Raw genomic sequence first — 16,426 nt, 5'->3', positions numbered from 1 at the left:
CGATCCCGGACCTGGCACAAGAGGCTCCCGGGACTGAGAGCAATCTTGTTCCCTACGCAGGCGCTAACCTGATCAGGTTCAACGGGATCCGCACCTCTGCGATCTCAGCCTTTGCTTCAAGGCACCCCGACAAGAACATGCGCAGTCTAGACTGGAGTGGTCGGCAAAGCCAAGCGGGTATATCCAGGCGCGATAAATGGCGCAAGCAGCGGATTGTTGGCGAAAGCGCGCGGCACTACACTGGCCCATCGCTCGATACCCGACAGTACAGTAAATAAATCTTGATCAAGGATTGCCCTATGCTGCGCAAACTCTCACTGGCGATTGCCGTGTCTTGTGCGTCCAACGGAGTGGCGTGGGCAGTGGACACGCCCACGACGGTGAAAACCGACCTGGTCAGCGTCTACCAGGAAGCGGTCGACAACAACGCCGACCTGGCGGCTGCCCGCGCCGACTACGGTGCCCGCCGCGAAGTGGTGCCCCAGGCCCGTGCCGGCCTGCTGCCCAACCTTTCGGCCGGTGCCGAGATGATGAACACCCGCACCAAGCTCGACGAACCGTCGGTGACCTCCAACCGCAGCGGCAATGCCTGGAGCGCCACCCTGGCCCAACCGATCTTCCGCGCCGACCGCTGGTTCCAGCTACAGGCGGCCGAAGCGGTCAACGAACAGGCCGCGCTGGAGCTGTCGGCCACCGAGCAGAACCTGATCCTGCAAACCGCCGAGAACTACTTCGCGGTGCTGCGCGCCCAGGACAACCTGGCCTCGACCAAGGCCGAGGAAGCCGCCTTCAAACGCCAGCTGGACCAGTCCAACGAGCGCTTCGACGTCGGCCTCTCGGACAAGACCGACGTGCTGCAATCGCAAGCCAGCTACGACACCGCCCGGGCCAACCGGATCATCGCCGAGCGCCAGGTGCAGGATGCCTTCGAAGCCTTGATCACCCTGACCAACCGCCAGTACTCGGCGATCCAGGGCGTGGTCCACAGCCTGCCGGTGCAGGTGCCGATCCCCAACGACGCCAAGGCCTGGGTCGAGACCGCCGGGCGGCAGAACCTCAACCTGCTGGCCACCAACCACGCCGTGGCCGCGGCCGAAGAGACGGTGCGCCAGCGCAAGGCCGGCCACGCACCGACCCTGGACGCAGTGGCCAAGTACCAGAAAGGCGACAACGACAACCTGGGCTTCACCAACCCCTCGCAGAACGGCGTGCGCTATGGCGGTGACGTCGAGCAGACCAGCGTCGGCCTGCAGCTGAATATCCCGATCTACAGCGGCGGCCTGACCAGCTCCCAGGTGCGCGAGGCTTACTCACGGCTGACCCAGAGCGAGCAGCAACGCGAGAGCCTGCGCCGCCAGGTGGTGGAGAACACGCGCAACTTGCACCGCGCGGTGAACACCGATGTCGAACAGGTGCAGGCGCGCAAACAGTCGATCATCTCCAACCAGAGCGCGCTGGAGGCCACCGAGATCGGCTACCAGGTCGGCACCCGCAACATCGTCGACGTGCTGGATGCGCAGCGCCAGCTGTACACCTCGGTGCGCGACTACAACAACAGCCGCTACGACTACATCCTCGACAACCTGCGCCTCAAGCAGGCCGCCGGCACCCTGAGCCCGCAGGACCTGCAGGACCTGGGCCGGTACCTGAAGGCCGACTACAACCCGGACAAGGATTTCCTGCCCCCGGACCTGGCGGCCGCGGCGGCGAAGAACTTCGAACGCAGGCCTTGATGTAGGAGCGGCCTTGTGCCGCGATGGGGCGCGCAGCGGCCCCTGGTTTCAGCTGCGCCGTATGGATCGCCGGGGCCGCTTCGCGGCCCTTTCGCGACACAAGGCCGCTCCTACAGGGGTCGCGGCATTTCACAGATCAGCGGATCAACGCAGCCAAGCCATCCAGCAACCGCTGCAACGCCCCCTGGTTGGCCTGCATCACCGCCCTGCCCGCCTCGCCCATGCGCCGCGCATCCTGCGGCAGCTCGATCAAACGGCGCACCGCGCCGGCCAGCCCTTCGGCATCGTCCACCTGCTGCAACGCCCCCGCCTGGCGCAGCATCGCGCTGATTTCGAGGAAGTTGAACACGTGCGGCCCCATGATCACCGGCAGCGCCAGCGCCGCCGGCTCCAGCGGATTGTGCCCGCCGGTGGGCACCAGGCTACCGCCGACGAAGGCGATATCGGCCAGGGCATAGAGGAACAGCAGTTCGCCCATGGTGTCGCCAAGCAACACCTGGGTGCTGGCCTCGACCGCCGCAGCGCCGGAGCGGCGAACCGTGGCGAACTGCTCGGCGCACAAAGCATGCACGGCATCGAAGCGCTCGGGGTGCCGCGGCACCAGGATCAACAACGCGTCGCTGTGCACCTTGAGCAGCTCACGGTGGGCCTCGAGCATCAGCGCATCTTCGCCCTCATGGGTACTGGCGGCGATCCACACCGGGCGCTGCGTTGCCCCCCACTGCGCACGCAGCGCCTGGGCACGGGGCAGCAGCTGGTCGTCGATCTTCAGGTCGAACTTGATCGAGCCGGTCACCTGCACACACTCATTGCGCGCACCCAGTGCACGGAAACGCTCGGCCTCGGTGGCCGTCTGCACGGCGATCAGGCTCATCTGCTCGAGCATCGGCCGGGTCAGGCCGGTGAAGCGGGCGTAGCCACGGGCCGAGCGCTCCGACAAGCGGGCATTGGCCAAGGCCACCGGAATGCCGCGCTTGGCGCATTGGTGGATATGGTTGGGCCACAGTTCGGTTTCCATGATGATGCCCAGCCGCGGACGCACATGGTCGAGGAAGCGCCCGGCCGCCCAGGGCAGGTCGTAAGGCAGGTAGCAGTGCTGTACCCGTGGCTCGCCCTCGAACATCGCGCGGATGCGCTCGGAACCGGTCGGGGTCATGCAGGTCAGGGTGATCGACAGGTCCGGGTACTGCTTGAGCAGGGCGCGGACCATCGGTGCGGCGGCGATGCTCTCGCCCACCGACACCGCGTGCACCCAGATGCCGCCCTGGCGCATGGCCGGCAACTGGCAGGCGAAGCGCTCGCCGATGCGCTGGCGGTACGCCGGCGCCTTGCGCCCGCGCAGGAACAGGCGCAGCGCGACCAGCGGCAGGCCCAGGTGAAACAGCAGGGTATAGAGGGTTCTGTTCATGGCGGCGGAGTTTACTAGGAACTGGATGAAAAGGCCTGTCAGCCGATCGCGCGCAGGTGCATGGCGAAGCGCTCGGCCAGCCACTGCGCCGCCGGGCCCAGGGGTTCGTCTCGACGCCAGGCCAGTTCCGCCACCAATGCCGGCGGGCGCCACTCGCTGTCGAGCTCGACCATCTGGGTCTGGTAGGTGGGGTACTGCACCACATGCCGTGGCAGCCAGGCCCAGCCCAGGCCCCGCATGAGCAGCTCGGCCATGGCGTAGAAGCTGTCGCAGCGCCAGACCTGCGGGCTGATCGCCTCGCCACCGGGGTAACCGCTCTGCTGCGGGGTGATCAACAGTTGCCTGTGGCGTGCCAGTTGCTGGCGAGTGACCTTGGCCAGGTGCGCCAGGGGATGGTCGATGGCGCAGACCGTGACCATTTCCACGCTGCCCAGGGCGCGCCGCTCCAGCGAAGCCGGAATGCGCTCGTGGTGAAAGAACAAGCCCAGGTCGGCGCGCCGCTCCACCAGCTTGCGCGCCACATCGCCCTGGGCGCCGCTGGCCAGTTGCACTTCCAGGTACGGATAGCGCGCGGCGAGTTCGTCGAGGCTGTCGATCACCGGCTGGTAAGGCATGGCTTCATCCTGGGCCACCCGCAGCAGGGCCTCCTGGCCCCGCATCAACGCCAGCGCGCGACCGTCCAGGCGCTCGCACTGGCGCAGCAGCTCGCGGGCATCCTCGAGCAGCGCGCCGCCGCGCTCGGTCAAGCGTGGCTGGCGGCCGCTGCTGCGCTCGAACAGGGTCACGCCCAGGTCGGCCTCGAGCAGCGCGATGGCATTGCTCACCGCCGACTGCGCCTTGCGCTGCTCACGGGCCACGGCCGAGAACGAACGCAGCTCGGCGGTGCGCACGAATAGACGAAGCTGCTCCAGATTCCACTGCTCGGCCATGGCCACCTATCTCCATTACAGATAGGAAATGACTTTACCGCATCCAGGGATCCCCTAGAATGCCCGACCAGCAACGGAGGACCCGCACCATGAACGCCTATACCTATCTCGCCATCGCCATCTGTGCCGAAGTCATCGCCACGGCGTCCATGAAGGCGGTCAAGGGCTTGAGCACACCCTTGCCACTGCTGCTGATGGTGTGCGGCTATGGCGTGGCGTTCTGGATGCTGACCCTGGTGGTGCGCAGCATCCCGGTGGGCATCGCCTATGCCATCTGGTCGGGCCTGGGAATCGTGCTGATCAGCGTGGCGGCGCTGGTGATCTACGGGCAGAAGCTGGATGTGCCGGCGATGCTGGGCATGGCCATGATCGTTGGCGGCGTGGTGGTGATCCAGGTGTTTTCCAATACTGCCGGGCATTGATGCTCCCCTGAGGATTTTGCGGCCGATCTGAGGCCTTGGCGGTCCCTGCAGGAGCGGCCTTGTGTCGCGAAAGGGCTGCGCATCGGCCCCAGGATCGCCAAGCCCATGCCGGCCCGACGCGGTATACTGCGCACCTGTCCCAGCTTTCGAGGTGCCCGCATGCCATCTGCCATTTCCACTGACGTGCTGATCGTCGGCGCCGGGGTCGCAGGCCTCTGGCTCAACGCCCGCCTGCGCGGCCAGGGCTACTCGACGGTGCTGGTGGAGCGTGCCAGCCTTGGCGGCGAACAGACCATCAAGTCCCAGGGCATCATCCATGGCGGCACCAAGTACGCCCTGCACGGTGCCCTGACCGGCGCCTCCGAGGCCATCGCCGACATGCCGCGGCGCTGGCGCGAGGCCCTGGCCGGCAACGGCGAGCTGGACCTCACCCACACCCGCCTGTTGTCCGAGGCCCACTACCTGTGGTCGCCCGGCACCCTGGCCGGCAACCTCACCAGTTTCTTCGCCAGCAAGGCCGTGCGCGGCCGAGTCGACCAGGTCAAGGGCGAGCAATTGCCGCCGGCCCTGCAGGACCGCGCGTTCAAGGGCAAGGTCTACCGCCTGGCCGAGCTGGTCATCGACGTCCCCAGCCTGCTGGCCAACCTGGCCCAACTGGCCGGCGACAGCCTGCTGGCCGGCGAGCGCATCGAGCCGCTGCGCGAAGGCGATGAGCTGGTCGGGCTGATCGTCGATGGCCGCCAGATCCGCGCGCAGCGCATCGTCCTCAGCGCCGGTGGCGGCACCGAAGCGCTGCTGCGCGCCCTCGGCCTCAACCAGCCAGCCATGCAGCGCCGGCCACTGCACATGGTCCTGGCCAAGGGCCCGAACCTCAAGCCGCTGTACGCCCATTGCCTGGGGGGCGGGCCCAAGCCGCGCATCACCGTGACCAGCCACCCGGCGGCCGACGGCCAGTGGGTGTGGTACCTCGGTGGCGACCTGGCCGAGGCCGATGGCGTGGCCCGCGAGCCTGCCGCGCAAATTGCCGCGGCGCAAAAGGAGGTCGCCAGCCTGATGCCTTGGGTCGATCAAAGCCAGATGCGCTGGGCCACCCTGCGTATCGACCGCGCCGAGCCTGCGCAATCGGGCCTGGCGCGCCCGGACAACGCCTTCCTCGCCGAGCAGCAGCGCCTGCTGGTGGGCTGGCCGACCAAGCTGGCCCTGGCGCCGGACTTCGCCGACCGCGTACTGGCCAGCTTCGAACGCGATGGCATCCGCCCAGCCGCGCAAGCACAGCTCGCCGACCTGCCCCGCCCGGCGCTGGGCGTGCCGGCCTGGGAGCAACTGCTGCCATGAGCCTGCCAACCCTGCACGACCATCAGCGCCCGCTGGGCAGCACCGGCCTGCGGGTTTCGCCACTGGGCCTGGGCACGGTCAAGCTGGGCCGCGACCAGGGGGTGAAATACCCCAACGGCTTCACCATCCCCGATGACGATGCCGCCCGCCTGCTGCTGGCCCAAGCCCGCGAGCTGGGCATCAACCTGATCGACACCGCACCCGCCTATGGTCGCAGTGAAGAGCGCCTCGGCCCATTGCTGCGCGGCCAGCGCGAGCAGTGGGTGATCGTCAGCAAGGTCGGCGAGGAGTTCGACGCCGGCCAGTCGCACTTCGACTTCAGCGCCGCCCATACCCGCCGATCGGTGGAACGCAGCCTCAAGCGCCTGGAAACCGACCGTATCGAACTGGTGCTGGTGCACTCCGACGGCAACGACCTGGCCATCCTCGAGCAGCAGGGCGTGTATGAAACCCTGGCGGCGCTGAAGCAGGAAGGCAAGATCCTCGGCTATGGGCTGTCCGGCAAGACCGTCGCTGGCGGCCTGAAAGCGCTGGAGCAAGGTGATTGCGCCATGGTCACCTACAACCTCAACGAGCAGGCAGAGCGCCCGGTGCTCGACTACGCTGCCGAACACGGCAAGGCCATCCTGGTGAAGAAGGCCCTCGCCAGCGGGCATATCTGCCTGGCGCCCGGGGTCGACCCGGTGCAGGCCAGTTTCGAGTTGCTGTTTGCCCACCCCGGCGTGAGCAGTGCCATCGTCGGCACCATCAATCCGCTGCACCTGGCCCATAACGTGGCCACCGTCGCCCGTATTCTCGGCCGGCCCTGAGCCGCCCGGGCCCGGAGTCAACGCAAGGAGGAGCCTCGTGCCGCGAACGCTGATCCGCAAGAATCCGAGCAATTTCAAGACCCTGCCCCTGCATGTCGAGGCCAGCCCCGAGGGCCTGAGCTACCAGAGCATCGGCATGCCACTGAACTTCGCCCAGACCCTGCAGCGGCGCAAGGCCATCCAGCTGGCCGACCCGCAGCGCTTCGTGGTCGAACTGGCCAACCTCGGCGTGTCGGTACGCCTGACCTTGCACTGGCAGGGCCGCGACTACTGGGTGCTGGTGCGCCAACGCCGCCAGGACCGCGGCGACGTGGTGCTCAAGCTGATCTCCGGCTACGTGCCTGCCCACGAGTTGAACCTGCCGCTGCACACCGCCATCCAGGAGGTGGCCGAGGAGTGCCTGCTGGAAACCCCGGAGGGCTGGCTGGGCGGGCGCTTCAACGACACCTGGCTGCCGGCGCCCTACGCTGCCGCGCTGCACTATCGCGAAGCCCTGCCCTTCGTGCTGACGCCGGCGTCCGGCGCCGCTCGCCCGGTGCACTGCGCCAACCTGATGCTATTGGAACGGCCACGGGCCTATGTGCACCTGCCCACCGCATCGCTGCAGCTTATCTACGACCTGCGCCTGCAGGTGCCCCGGGAGGCCAAGGGGCTGAGCCTGTTCCATGTCGACGAACGACTCGAAGGCGATCAACTGGTGGCACGGCTGAACCGCAAGCGGCCGGATTTGTACCTGATGCCGTTGCAGGATGGTCAACCGCTGGCTGAGCTGTACACCCTGAAGAAGGACCAGTTGGTGCAGGCGAGCACCCGCGGCCTGTGGCTGGCCGAGAGCTTTGCGCCACAGGATGGCTGGGTGGTGCGGGATGAGCGGGTACGCTGGAAGGATTGGCTGAAGCTGCAGGGCCTGGTGGAGCGCAAGCGCGAACCGGCGTCGCACCTGGAGCGGTTCAGTGACAAGGCCAAGAAACTGCTCGCCCGCGTCCTGTAGGCGCCGGGTTGCCGGCCAATAGCGCGGCGCCTGGTTCGCCAGCAAGGCTGGCTCCTACGGGCGATGGGTGCTGTGGGCGCAGGGTTGCCGGCGAATTGCGCGGTGCCTGGTTCGCCAGCAAGCTGGCTCCTACGGGCGGTGGGTGCTGTAGGCGCCGCCATTGCCGGCGAATCACGCGGCGCCTGGTTCGCCAGCAAGGCTGGCTCCTACGGGCGATGGGTGCTGTGGGCGCAGGGTTGCCGGCGAATTGCGCGGTGCCTGGTTCGCCAGCAAGCTGGCTCCTACGGGCGATGGGGGCTGTGGGCACCGGCATTGCCGGCGAATCGCGCGGTGCCTGGTTCGCCAGCAAGGCTGGCTCCTACGGGCATTGCAGGTCACAGACGGCGTAGGAGCCGGCCTTGCCGGCGAACACCGGCACAGCCGGTGCCAGGCACCACGATGATCCACCTCAGTGCTTGCGGATCTTCTCGACGATCGCCGTGGTCGAGCTGTTTTCCACCAAGCCCAGCACCTTCACCGTGCCGCCATAGGCCTTGACGATATCGGCACCAACCACCTGGTCAATGCCGTAGTCGCCGCCCTTGACCAGCACATCAGGTTTCACCTGGCGCAACAGGTTCTCCGGGGTGTCCTCGGGGAAGCTGATCACCCAGTCCACCGCGCCCAGACCAGCCAGCACCGCCATGCGCCGGTCGACGCTGTTGATCGGCCGGCCTGGGCCTTTCAAGCGGCTGACCGAGGCATCGTCGTTGATCGCGACGATCAGGCGATCACCCTGGGCGCGAGCCTGTTCCAGATAGGTGACATGGCCAGCATGAAGAATGTCGAAACAGCCATTGGTGAAGACAATCTTCTCGTTGTGCGCGCGGGCATCGTCAATGGCCAGCAACAACTGCTCCAGGCCCAGCACGCCGCGCTCGGAACCTTCCTCGCGCTGGATCGCCCGGCGCAGCTCGGGCGCGCTGATGGCCGCGGTACCCAGCTTGCCAACCACGATGCCAGCGGCCAGGTTGGCCAGGGCCACCGCGTGGGGCAGGTCCTCGCCGGCGGCGATGGCGGCGGCGAGGGTGGAAATCACGGTGTCACCGGCACCGGTGACATCGAACACCTCGCGGGCCCGGGCCGGCAGGTGCAGGGCCGGATGGCCGGTGCGCAGCAGGGTCATGCCGTGCTCGCCACGGGTCACCAGCAAGGCACCCAGGTCCAGTTCCTCGAGCAGCTTCAGGCCTTTGCCGACCAACTCGGCCTCATCGGCGCAACGACCGACAATGGTCTCGAACTCGCTGAGGTTCGGGGTGATCAGGCTGGCGCCGCGGTAGATCGAGAAGTCCTTGCCCTTGGGGTCGGCCAGCACCGGGATGCCCTTGGCACGAGCGGCCTGGATCAGCGCCTGGTGGTTCTTCAGCGCCCCCTTGCCGTAGTCGGACAGCACCAGCACCTTGACGCCTTCGAGCAGGCCGTCGACCTCGGCGCCCAGCGACAGTGGGTCGGTGGCGAAGGGCTCTTCGAAGTCGATGCGCAGCAGTTGCTGGTGACGGCTCATCACCCGCAGCTTGACGATGGTCGGTTGGTGGGCGATGCGCTGGAAGATCGAGCGCACGCCGGCGGCTTGCAGGCTGTTGGCAAGGCTGTCGGCAGCCTCGTCCTGGCCAGTGACGCCAACCAGCGCCGCCGGGGCGCCGAGGGCGGCGATGTTCAAGGCAACGTTGGCCGCACCGCCGGGGCGGTCCTCGATCTGATCGACCTTGACCACCGGCACCGGCGCTTCAGGCGAAATACGTGAAGTACCGCCATGCCAGTAGCGGTCGAGCATGACATCGCCGACCACCAATACGGGGGCTTGATCGAAACGCGGCATGGACAACTTCATGGGCAACCCATATTGGAAAAGTGAACAGGGGCAGGATATTAGCACAGGCGAACAAACGTCTGAGCGCGCCGGCCCAGGCATCTGTCGAGGGGACAGGCGAAACGGCGGCGCCATCCAGGGCGCCGCCGCCCTGCCAGGTATCAGGTCACGTCGGCGGTGTCGGGCTCGTCCAGGCCCATGGCGTGCAGACGGGCGTAGTAGCCGTTCTGGGCCATCAGCGTGGCATGGTTGCCGCGTTCGACGATGCGCCCCTGATCCATGACCAGGATCATGTCAGCCTTCTCGATGGTCGACAGGCGGTGGGCGATGACCAGGGTGGTACGGCCCTTCATGACATGGTCGAGAGCCGCCTGGATATGCCGTTCGGACTCAGTATCCAGGGCCGAGGTGGCCTCGTCGAGGATCAGCAGCGGCGCATCCTTGAGCAGCGCCCGGGCAATTGCCAGGCGCTGGCGCTGGCCACCGGACAGCAGCACGCCGTTCTCCCCGACCTGGGTGTCGAAACCGTGCGGCAGTTGCTCGACGAAATCCTTGGCGTAAGCCGCCTCGGCCGCGGCTTCGATCGCTTCGCGGGGGGCTCCGGCAAGGTCGCCGTAGGCGATATTGTTAGCAATCGTGTCGCTGAACAGCGTCACATGCTGGGTCACCTGGGCAATGTGCCGGCGCAGGTTGAGCAGCTTGAAATCCTCCACCTCGACGCCATCGAGCAGAATCTCGCCCTTGCTGTGGTGGTAGAAGCGCGGAATCAGGCTGGCCAGGGTCGACTTGCCGCTGCCAGAGCGCCCGACCAGTGCCACCATCTGCCCCGGTTCGACCGTGAAGTCGATATCGCTGAGCACCTGGCGCTCAGTGCCCGGGTAGGTGAAGCTGAGGTTGCGCACCTCGAGACGGCCGCTCAGCGCATCACGCTCCACGGTCCCCTTGTCCACTTCCTGCGGCTCGTCCAGCTGCTCGAAGATGCTCTCGGCACCGGCGACGCCCTTCTGGATGGTCGAGCTGACCTCGGACAACTGGCGAATAGGCTTGGGCAGCAAGCCGGCCAGGGTGATGTAGGCCACCATGTCGCCTGCGGAGGAATCACCACGCAGGTACAACACCAGGAACATCAGGATAGCCATGGCCATGTAGATGACCAGTTGCAACAGCGGCGTGTAGATGGCGCCGGTGCGGGTCATGCGCAGTTGCTTGTCGGTGTTGCTCTGGCTGGCCTTGAGGAAGCGCTCGCGCTCGTAGACCTCGCCGCCGAAGCTGCGCACCACGCGGTAGCCCTGGATGGTTTCCGAGGCGACGTGGGTGACATCGCCCATGGCCACCTGGATCTTCTTGCTCTGCTTGCGGAATTTCTTGCTGGCGCGACCGACCATGAAGGCGATCAACGGCAGGATGGCCACCATCACCAAGGTCAGGCGCCAGTTCATCAGCAGCAGCGAGCCGAACAGGAACACCACGGTCATGCCCTCGCGTATGACCACCTTGATGGCATCGGTGGCCGCGCCGGTGACCATGGTCACGTTGAAGGTGATCCGCGAGATCAGGTGCCCGGAGTTGTTCTGGTCGAAGTAGCGATTGGGCAAGGTCAGCAGGTTGTTGAACAACTGCACGCGCAGGTCATGGACCAACCCCAACGAGACCTTGGCCAGGAAATAGTTGCCCAGGTAGGAGCCCAGCCCCTGCCAGGCGGCGATCAGGATGATCAGCACCGGTACCGTGTGCAGCAGTTGCAGGTCGCGCAGGTAGGGCACGTTCGGGAACAGGCTGGCCTCGGGGTTGGACAACCCGTCGACGAAATACTTGAGGATGTAGCCCAGCATCGGCTGGGTCGATGCGAAGATCAGAAAGCCCACGATACTCAGCAGGAACAGGCCGATGTAAGGCCGCACGTAGCCGAGCAGGCGGAAGTAGATCTTCAGGCTCGAAGGGCTCGAGGAGCCGCTGGTTTCGGTCATGACAGGTGAGCAATCCAAAGAGGGACGCAGACTTTACCACAGGCGCCGGAACTGCATCCAAGCTGGCCAGATGACAGCGCACCGCCGGACAACTTGCGCTAACATGGCCGCCCCTTTTTCAACCGTCGTTCCTTGCCATGCATCTGAGTTGCGTCAAGACCGGGGCCAACCGCCTCTTCGATACGATCAGCCTGTGGCTGCTACCGGCCGGGTTGTTCTTCCTGCTCAGCGCGCTGTTCCTGTTCCCCGAACGTAGCGTGCAGCACAAGCTCTATTACGCGCTGTTCAGCATTCCGACGCTGCTCGCCCTGTGCCTGCGCCCAGGCGAGTTCAAGCCTTTGCTGCGCGAGCCACTGGTACAGCTGTTCGTGCTGTTCGCCGCGATTGCCATCGTCAGCCTGGGCTGGAGCGCCAGCGATGAGGGCACGTCCAGCCTGATCAAGCGCCCGCTGCATATCTTCATGCTGTTCGCCGGCATGACCTTGCTCGTGCGCCACCGCCTGGAAGCCTTGCCACCGCTGCTACTGGCCAGTGCCCTGGTGGCGCTGTTCGGCACCCTGCCGGCGCTGGTCGATTTTTTCCAGCACCCGCCGACTGATCAGCGCCTGATCGGGGGTGGCGCACTGGACAATCCGCTGCTGAGCTCGCATCTGTTTGGCTTCTTCAGCATCTATTGGCTTGTGCTGTGCATGACCAGCCGCGACCTGCGGGTACTGGCGATCAGTGGCTGCGCCCTGGCGGTGATGGGCGTGCTGATCCTTGCCACAGGTTCACGCACACCGCTGCTGGCCATGACCCTGGCCGCAATCTGGCTGGCCTGCCTGCGCCGCGACGGCCGCGCCAAACTATTGCTGGCCGGCCTGGTGCTGGCTGCGGTCGCGACGGTGCTGCTTTTCGGGCAGATGATTCTGGAGCGAGGCTCTTCGTTGCGCTTTGAAATCTGGCGCATGGCACTCGAGCTGATCAGCCAGCGCCCACTGCTGGGGCATGGCTATGGCACGCCGCTGACGCTGGATACAAGCGCCGGTTACACCCTGAGCGAACCCCATAACTTTGCCCTTGGCGTGCTCTATGACGTTGGCCTGCTCGGCCTGCTGCCCTGGCTGGGCTTGCTGGGGTACGGCCTGTACAGCGGCTGGCGCAATCGCGCCAACCCCCTGTTCGTGCTGGCCTCCACCTTGCTGATGTACGGCATCGCCGCCGGCCTGACCGAAGGCGGCGGTATCATGTCCCGGCCCAAGGAGCACTGGTTCCTGCTGTGGATCCCCCTCGCGCTGCTTGGCGCCTTGAACATCGCCCGGCGCACAGGAATGCTGCCCCAACAGGTGATGCAGGCCCTGGCCCCAGAGGCTGCCCGCCAACTCATGGCCAACGCCCACGTCATCGAGGAAGACGGCCTGGGGCCGAAGGTCCTGCGCCTGGCTGATGGCAGCTTCCTCAAGCTGTTCCGTCGTCGCCGCTGGCTTACCTCCGGCAGCTTCAACCCTTATGCCACGCGCTTTGCCAACAATAGCCAGCAACTGGTCACCCTGGGCTTCGTGGCGCCGCGTATCCTCGGACTGTACCGCCTTGCCGACGACAGCACCGCCGTGCACTACCAGCCGCTGCCGGGGCACACCCTGCGCCAGGCCCTGGAACAGGCGCCCAGCGTGGAGGCGCGCCAGGCGCTGACCCTGCGCTTTGGCCGCTACCTGGCGCAGCTGCACGAGCAAGGCGTGTACTTCCGCTCGCTGCACCTGGGCAATGTACTGATCAATGAAGGTGAACTGGCGCTGATCGACGTGGCCGACATGCGCATCCTGCCGTCCCCTCTGTCACTGGAACTGCGCCAGCGCAACCTGCGCCACATGCAGCGCTACCAGCAGGACCGTGGCTGGCTGTTCGAGGCCCATGTCGCACAGTTGCTGGAAGGTTATGCCGACCAGGCCAGTGCCCCGGCCGTGGCACGCCTCGAGCGGCATATCCAGGCGAACAGGGCCTGAGGCGACAGAGACGAGGTAGCAGAAGGGGCGCAACGCGCCCCTTCTTCATTTGTCTCAGCCACGCTCCAGCGGGCTGAAGTACAGGCGGCCCAGCCCCCGCCAGGTCTTGCGGGTGAACTGGCGCAGCGGGATCTGCGCGAGCAGTTCGCGAGCCAGCGCCCGATCACGGTTGCTGGTCTTCAGGAACATCGAGTTCAGCGCCTTGTACTTCACCTCTTCATAGCAGGGGTGGTCGCGGAACAAGGCGTAGGTGCGCATGATGTTGTCGATCATGAAGCGGTGGTTCTTGTAGGAGTTGGTCGCGTGCTTGCGATAACGCGCCATCACTACACTCAGGCCGTCGATGAAGTACCCGGCGCGGGTGACCTTCAGCTCGATGAGCAAGTCCTCGAGACGGATGTTCGGGTCGAAGCCACCGACCTTCTCCAGCGCTTCACGACGGAACAGCAAGGTCGGTGCCGGCGGATAAGGCTTGCGCTCGAGGAACATGTCGTCGAAGTCCATGCGCCGGAACGGTACGTTGCGGCGCTGGCGCTCTTCGGGGAACAGCGTGCCCTGCGAATCGATCAGCTCGATGTTGCCTGCGCAGATGCCCACTTCCGGCTTGTCGGCCATGTACTCGACCTGAATCGCGATGCGGTCGGGCATCATGATGTCATCGGAACCGAATGGCGCGATCAGCTCGCCCTTGGCCCGAGCCACCGCGCTATTGAGCGTGTGGGTGAGCCCCATGTTCTTCTGCACGCGAAAATCGAAACCGTGTTTTTCCTGCAGACGCTGGATGCGCTCCACACTGTCGTCGGGCGAGCCATCATCCACGACCAGCAACTCGATGTTCGGGTAGGTCTGATTGAGCACACTGAGGATGCTTTCCTCAATGTAGGGCCCGTGGTTGTACGATGCGATGATCACCGTCACCAGGGGTTGGTACGCAGTCATTTCGACTCCTTTGCAGCGGACAAGCCCGACTCGATCAACTTCAGATACTTCTGACGGAACACTTCGATGTCGTGGTGGTGGTTGAGATACTGATAAGCCTGCTCACCCTTGGCGCGCAGGGCCTGATCGTCGAGTGCCAGGTAAGCATCCAAGGCCGCGGTCAGGCTGGCCACGTCGGCGGGTTTCACCGCCAGGCCGCCGGCACCCTGGATCAACGGCAGCATGGCCGGCACGTCGGTGGCGATCACTGGCAGGTGGCCACTCATGCCCTCGAGCAGCGCCAGGCCGAGCCCTTCGGCCAACGACGGCATGGTCCACACATCGAACGCCCGGACATACTGCAAGGCATTCTCCTGGAACCCCAGCAAGTGCGCGCGCCCGCCCAGGCCCAAGCGCTCGATGTCTGCCTGCAGGCGTGCCTGCTCGCGCCCGGCACCGATAATGGCCAATTGCGCGTCAGGGTACTTGTCCTTGAGTGCGGCGAACGCCTGCAGCAGATAGGTATGTCCCTTGACCGGCACCAGGCGCCCGAGCGCGCCAATCAGGCGGGCATCCTGCGCCAGGCCGAGCCGCTGCCGAGCCTCGGCACGGTCAAGCTGCAGGGCTTCGGCCTGCTCGATATCGATGGCATTGGTGATGCCGTGGGTATTGGCATCGGTAAAGCCACACTTGCAGTCAAGCAGGTACTGCTTGACTGCGGGCGAGACGCCGACGAACTGCCAGTTCCGGCTGATCAGGCGCTGGGTCTGCCGCCGGCGGTAGAAGCGGTCGTACTCACCGAAACCATGGGAGATCCCGATGCACAACGGGATCTTCAACCAGCGATTGAGCTGCAGCAGCATGTTCACTGGCTTGAAGCGGTTGCAGATGACCACATCGAACTTCTCCCGACGGCAGAACTGGAACAACTGCCACAGGGCTTTCAGGCGCATGCCTTTGAGCGCCTTGTCGGAGAACTCGAAATACACCGAGCGCTCGGCACGGCTGACCGGCTGGCCCGGGGCCGGCTTGCCCTTGAGGAAGGCCATCGTGGTCTCGAAGCGCTCGGCCGGCAGCGCCTTGAAGATCTGCTCGGCCAGGTCGGCAAAATCATGCTGCTTGATGTTGTAGTCCGGCTGCAACTGCAAGACCTTGTAACGCTGCTTCATACGTTTTCCTGATGAAAACCGCGGTCATTGATGACCCAGTTCGACGAGGCTGCCATGTCACGCACCTGCTGCGGGTCGGGTATGGCCAGCTTCGACCATTCGTTGCGCTTCCAGCACACGAAGTGGAAGTAAGGGAAAGCGCGCTCGCCATCCAGATCGTTGCTCAGGCGCCCCTCGCGCCAGTACCAGGTCTTGGGGAACACGTTGCTGCCGTCATGCCAGGCGATGCAGCCATCCGGCGTGCTGTAGGCCTCGGTGAAATCACTGCGCCGACGCAACGGGTTCAGCTGGCCGAACAGCTTGAACAACGGCTTGGGCAGGTTCTTGCGGCGCAGGAACAAGCGACTGAACGCCCCTTCGTCGAGCGCGTGGTGCTCCTGGTCGGTGAAGCGTGTGCGCCAGCCCTTCATGCCCATGAACAAGGCACGCTTGCAGGGCGTGTTGCGCATCAGGCACAGATGCCCGGCCACGCGCCGCTCATGGGTGGAGAAAAAGTCGAAACGCGCCAGGCGCTCGTTGGTGAAATACGCGCGCAGATCGCCATACACCAGGTCGATATCGCCGAATGCCCAGAAGTCGTAGCCTTCCAGGCGGTCCGCGTGGATATAGCCCAGCGCCGGCTTGATGTCGCACAGCTTGTACGGCTGCTGCGGGGCAAAGTCGATACCCAGGCGCTCGGACACCAGCTGGCAGTATTCGCCATAGCTGATCGCCTCGATGCGCACGTTGGCGGGCACATCCGCCGGCATGCCGCAGTCGCTGAACAACAGCCAGTCGATATCCGCATTGCGCCGGCAACTTTCGAGGAAGAACGGCATCCAGAACGGCCATTGCCCGAAATACGGGATGACGAACAGGACGCGTGGAGTCGGTAGGTTCACTTGAAGCTCACTTTATCTGATGTATCCATACAT

General features: G+C 65.4%; 13 protein-coding genes and 1 riboswitch. Of the genes, 6 read left to right on the top strand and 7 right to left on the bottom strand.

Annotated features, from left to right (window positions below):
- Window positions 1-32 precede the first annotated feature (32 nt).
- Window positions 33-139: riboswitch (TPP riboswitch) on the bottom strand.
- Window positions 140-299: 160 nt separating this feature from the next.
- Window positions 300-1,733 carry a TolC family outer membrane protein gene (locus KSS95_RS05400; RefSeq protein WP_217852303.1) on the top strand — a complete coding sequence of 478 codons (1,434 nt, stop codon included), beginning with the start codon at window positions 300-302 and terminating at the stop codon, window positions 1,731-1,733.
- A 136-nt stretch (window positions 1,734-1,869) separates the two neighbouring features.
- Here KSS95_RS05400 and waaA read toward each other — a convergent pair whose 3' ends face one another.
- Both waaA and KSS95_RS05390 read right to left on the bottom strand, forming a co-directional pair.
- Complete coding sequence (gene waaA / locus KSS95_RS05395) at window positions 1,870-3,141, bottom strand: lipid IV(A) 3-deoxy-D-manno-octulosonic acid transferase (protein ID WP_217852302.1); 1,272 nt, start codon at window positions 3,139-3,141, stop codon at window positions 1,870-1,872.
- Between the two features lie 38 nt (window positions 3,142-3,179).
- Complete coding sequence (locus KSS95_RS05390) at window positions 3,180-4,070, bottom strand: LysR family transcriptional regulator (RefSeq protein ID WP_217852300.1); 891 nt, start codon at window positions 4,068-4,070, stop codon at window positions 3,180-3,182.
- A gap of 89 nt (window positions 4,071-4,159) precedes the next feature.
- Here KSS95_RS05390 and KSS95_RS05385 point away from each other — a divergent pair, with 89 nt between their 5' ends.
- From KSS95_RS05385 to KSS95_RS05370, 4 genes are all read left to right on the top strand, one after another.
- Window positions 4,160-4,492 carry a DMT family transporter gene (locus KSS95_RS05385; protein WP_023632892.1) on the top strand — a complete coding sequence of 111 codons (333 nt, stop codon included), beginning with the start codon at window positions 4,160-4,162 and terminating at the stop codon, window positions 4,490-4,492.
- 159 nt (window positions 4,493-4,651) lie between these two features.
- A complete protein-coding gene (locus tag KSS95_RS05380; protein WP_217852298.1) occupies window positions 4,652-5,827 on the top strand; it encodes an NAD(P)/FAD-dependent oxidoreductase in 1,176 nt (391 codons plus the stop codon).
- Window positions 5,824-6,636, top strand: a complete 813-nt coding sequence (locus tag KSS95_RS05375) for an aldo/keto reductase (protein ID WP_217852296.1) — start codon at window positions 5,824-5,826, stop codon at window positions 6,634-6,636. Before KSS95_RS05380 ends, KSS95_RS05375 begins: the two co-directional genes overlap by 4 nt.
- A gap of 37 nt (window positions 6,637-6,673) precedes the next feature.
- Window positions 6,674-7,627: a metal ABC transporter ATPase gene (locus KSS95_RS05370; RefSeq protein ID WP_217852294.1), complete on the top strand. Its 954-nt coding sequence runs from the start codon at window positions 6,674-6,676 to the stop codon at window positions 7,625-7,627.
- 448 nt (window positions 7,628-8,075) lie between these two features.
- Here the strand turns inward: KSS95_RS05370 and hldE are convergent, their stop codons facing one another.
- On the bottom strand, window positions 8,076-9,497 hold the full coding sequence (hldE, locus tag KSS95_RS05365) for a bifunctional D-glycero-beta-D-manno-heptose-7-phosphate kinase/D-glycero-beta-D-manno-heptose 1-phosphate adenylyltransferase HldE (protein WP_217852292.1): 1,422 nt from the start codon (window positions 9,495-9,497) through the stop codon (window positions 8,076-8,078).
- Between the two features lie 140 nt (window positions 9,498-9,637).
- Window positions 9,638-11,443, bottom strand: coding sequence for a lipid A export permease/ATP-binding protein MsbA (gene msbA, locus KSS95_RS05360; protein ID WP_217852290.1), 1,806 nt, complete (start codon window positions 11,441-11,443; stop codon window positions 9,638-9,640).
- A gap of 137 nt (window positions 11,444-11,580) precedes the next feature.
- On the opposite strand from msbA, the gene KSS95_RS05355 reads away from it, so the two are divergent.
- Window positions 11,581-13,425, top strand: coding sequence for a bifunctional O-antigen ligase/aminoglycoside phosphotransferase family protein (locus KSS95_RS05355; protein WP_217852289.1), 1,845 nt, complete (start codon window positions 11,581-11,583; stop codon window positions 13,423-13,425).
- A gap of 54 nt (window positions 13,426-13,479) precedes the next feature.
- Here the strand turns inward: KSS95_RS05355 and KSS95_RS05350 are convergent, their stop codons facing one another.
- From KSS95_RS05350 to KSS95_RS05340, 3 genes are read right to left on the bottom strand one after another with little or no spacing between them, the layout of a single operon-like run.
- Window positions 13,480-14,364: a glycosyltransferase gene (locus tag KSS95_RS05350; protein ID WP_217852286.1), complete on the bottom strand. Its 885-nt coding sequence runs from the start codon at window positions 14,362-14,364 to the stop codon at window positions 13,480-13,482.
- Entirely contained in the window at window positions 14,361-15,512 is a 1,152-nt protein-coding gene (locus tag KSS95_RS05345; RefSeq protein WP_217852284.1) for a glycosyltransferase, read from the bottom strand. The genes KSS95_RS05350 and KSS95_RS05345 overlap by 4 nt, the downstream gene beginning before the upstream one ends.
- Window positions 15,509-16,393, bottom strand: a complete 885-nt coding sequence (locus tag KSS95_RS05340) for a DUF6625 family protein (RefSeq protein WP_217852282.1) — start codon at window positions 16,391-16,393, stop codon at window positions 15,509-15,511. Before KSS95_RS05340 ends, KSS95_RS05345 begins: the two co-directional genes overlap by 4 nt.
- Window positions 16,394-16,426 lie beyond the last annotated feature (33 nt).

Source organism: Pseudomonas muyukensis, assembly GCF_019139535.1.
Lineage (GTDB): Bacteria > Pseudomonadota > Gammaproteobacteria > Pseudomonadales > Pseudomonadaceae > Aquipseudomonas > Aquipseudomonas muyukensis.
The sequence above is the reverse complement of the archived record's forward strand: the minus strand, read 5'-3'. Positions and strand labels throughout refer to the sequence as shown.

Coding starts and splice junctions, on each gene's coding strand:
- KSS95_RS05400 (WP_217852303.1), top strand. CDS start 300: ATGCTGCGCAAACTCTCACTGGCGATTGCCGTGTCTTGTGCGTCCAAC.
- waaA (WP_217852302.1), bottom strand. CDS start 3,141: ATGAACAGAACCCTCTATACCCTGCTGTTTCACCTGGGCCTGCCGCTG.
- KSS95_RS05390 (WP_217852300.1), bottom strand. CDS start 4,070: ATGGCCGAGCAGTGGAATCTGGAGCAGCTTCGTCTATTCGTGCGCACC.
- KSS95_RS05385 (WP_023632892.1), top strand. CDS start 4,160: ATGAACGCCTATACCTATCTCGCCATCGCCATCTGTGCCGAAGTCATC.
- KSS95_RS05380 (WP_217852298.1), top strand. CDS start 4,652: ATGCCATCTGCCATTTCCACTGACGTGCTGATCGTCGGCGCCGGGGTC.
- KSS95_RS05375 (WP_217852296.1), top strand. CDS start 5,824: ATGAGCCTGCCAACCCTGCACGACCATCAGCGCCCGCTGGGCAGCACC.
- hldE (WP_217852292.1), bottom strand. CDS start 9,497: ATGAAGTTGTCCATGCCGCGTTTCGATCAAGCCCCCGTATTGGTGGTC.
- msbA (WP_217852290.1), bottom strand. CDS start 11,443: ATGACCGAAACCAGCGGCTCCTCGAGCCCTTCGAGCCTGAAGATCTAC.
- KSS95_RS05355 (WP_217852289.1), top strand. CDS start 11,581: ATGCATCTGAGTTGCGTCAAGACCGGGGCCAACCGCCTCTTCGATACG.
- KSS95_RS05350 (WP_217852286.1), bottom strand. CDS start 14,364: ATGACTGCGTACCAACCCCTGGTGACGGTGATCATCGCATCGTACAAC.
- KSS95_RS05345 (WP_217852284.1), bottom strand. CDS start 15,512: ATGAAGCAGCGTTACAAGGTCTTGCAGTTGCAGCCGGACTACAACATC.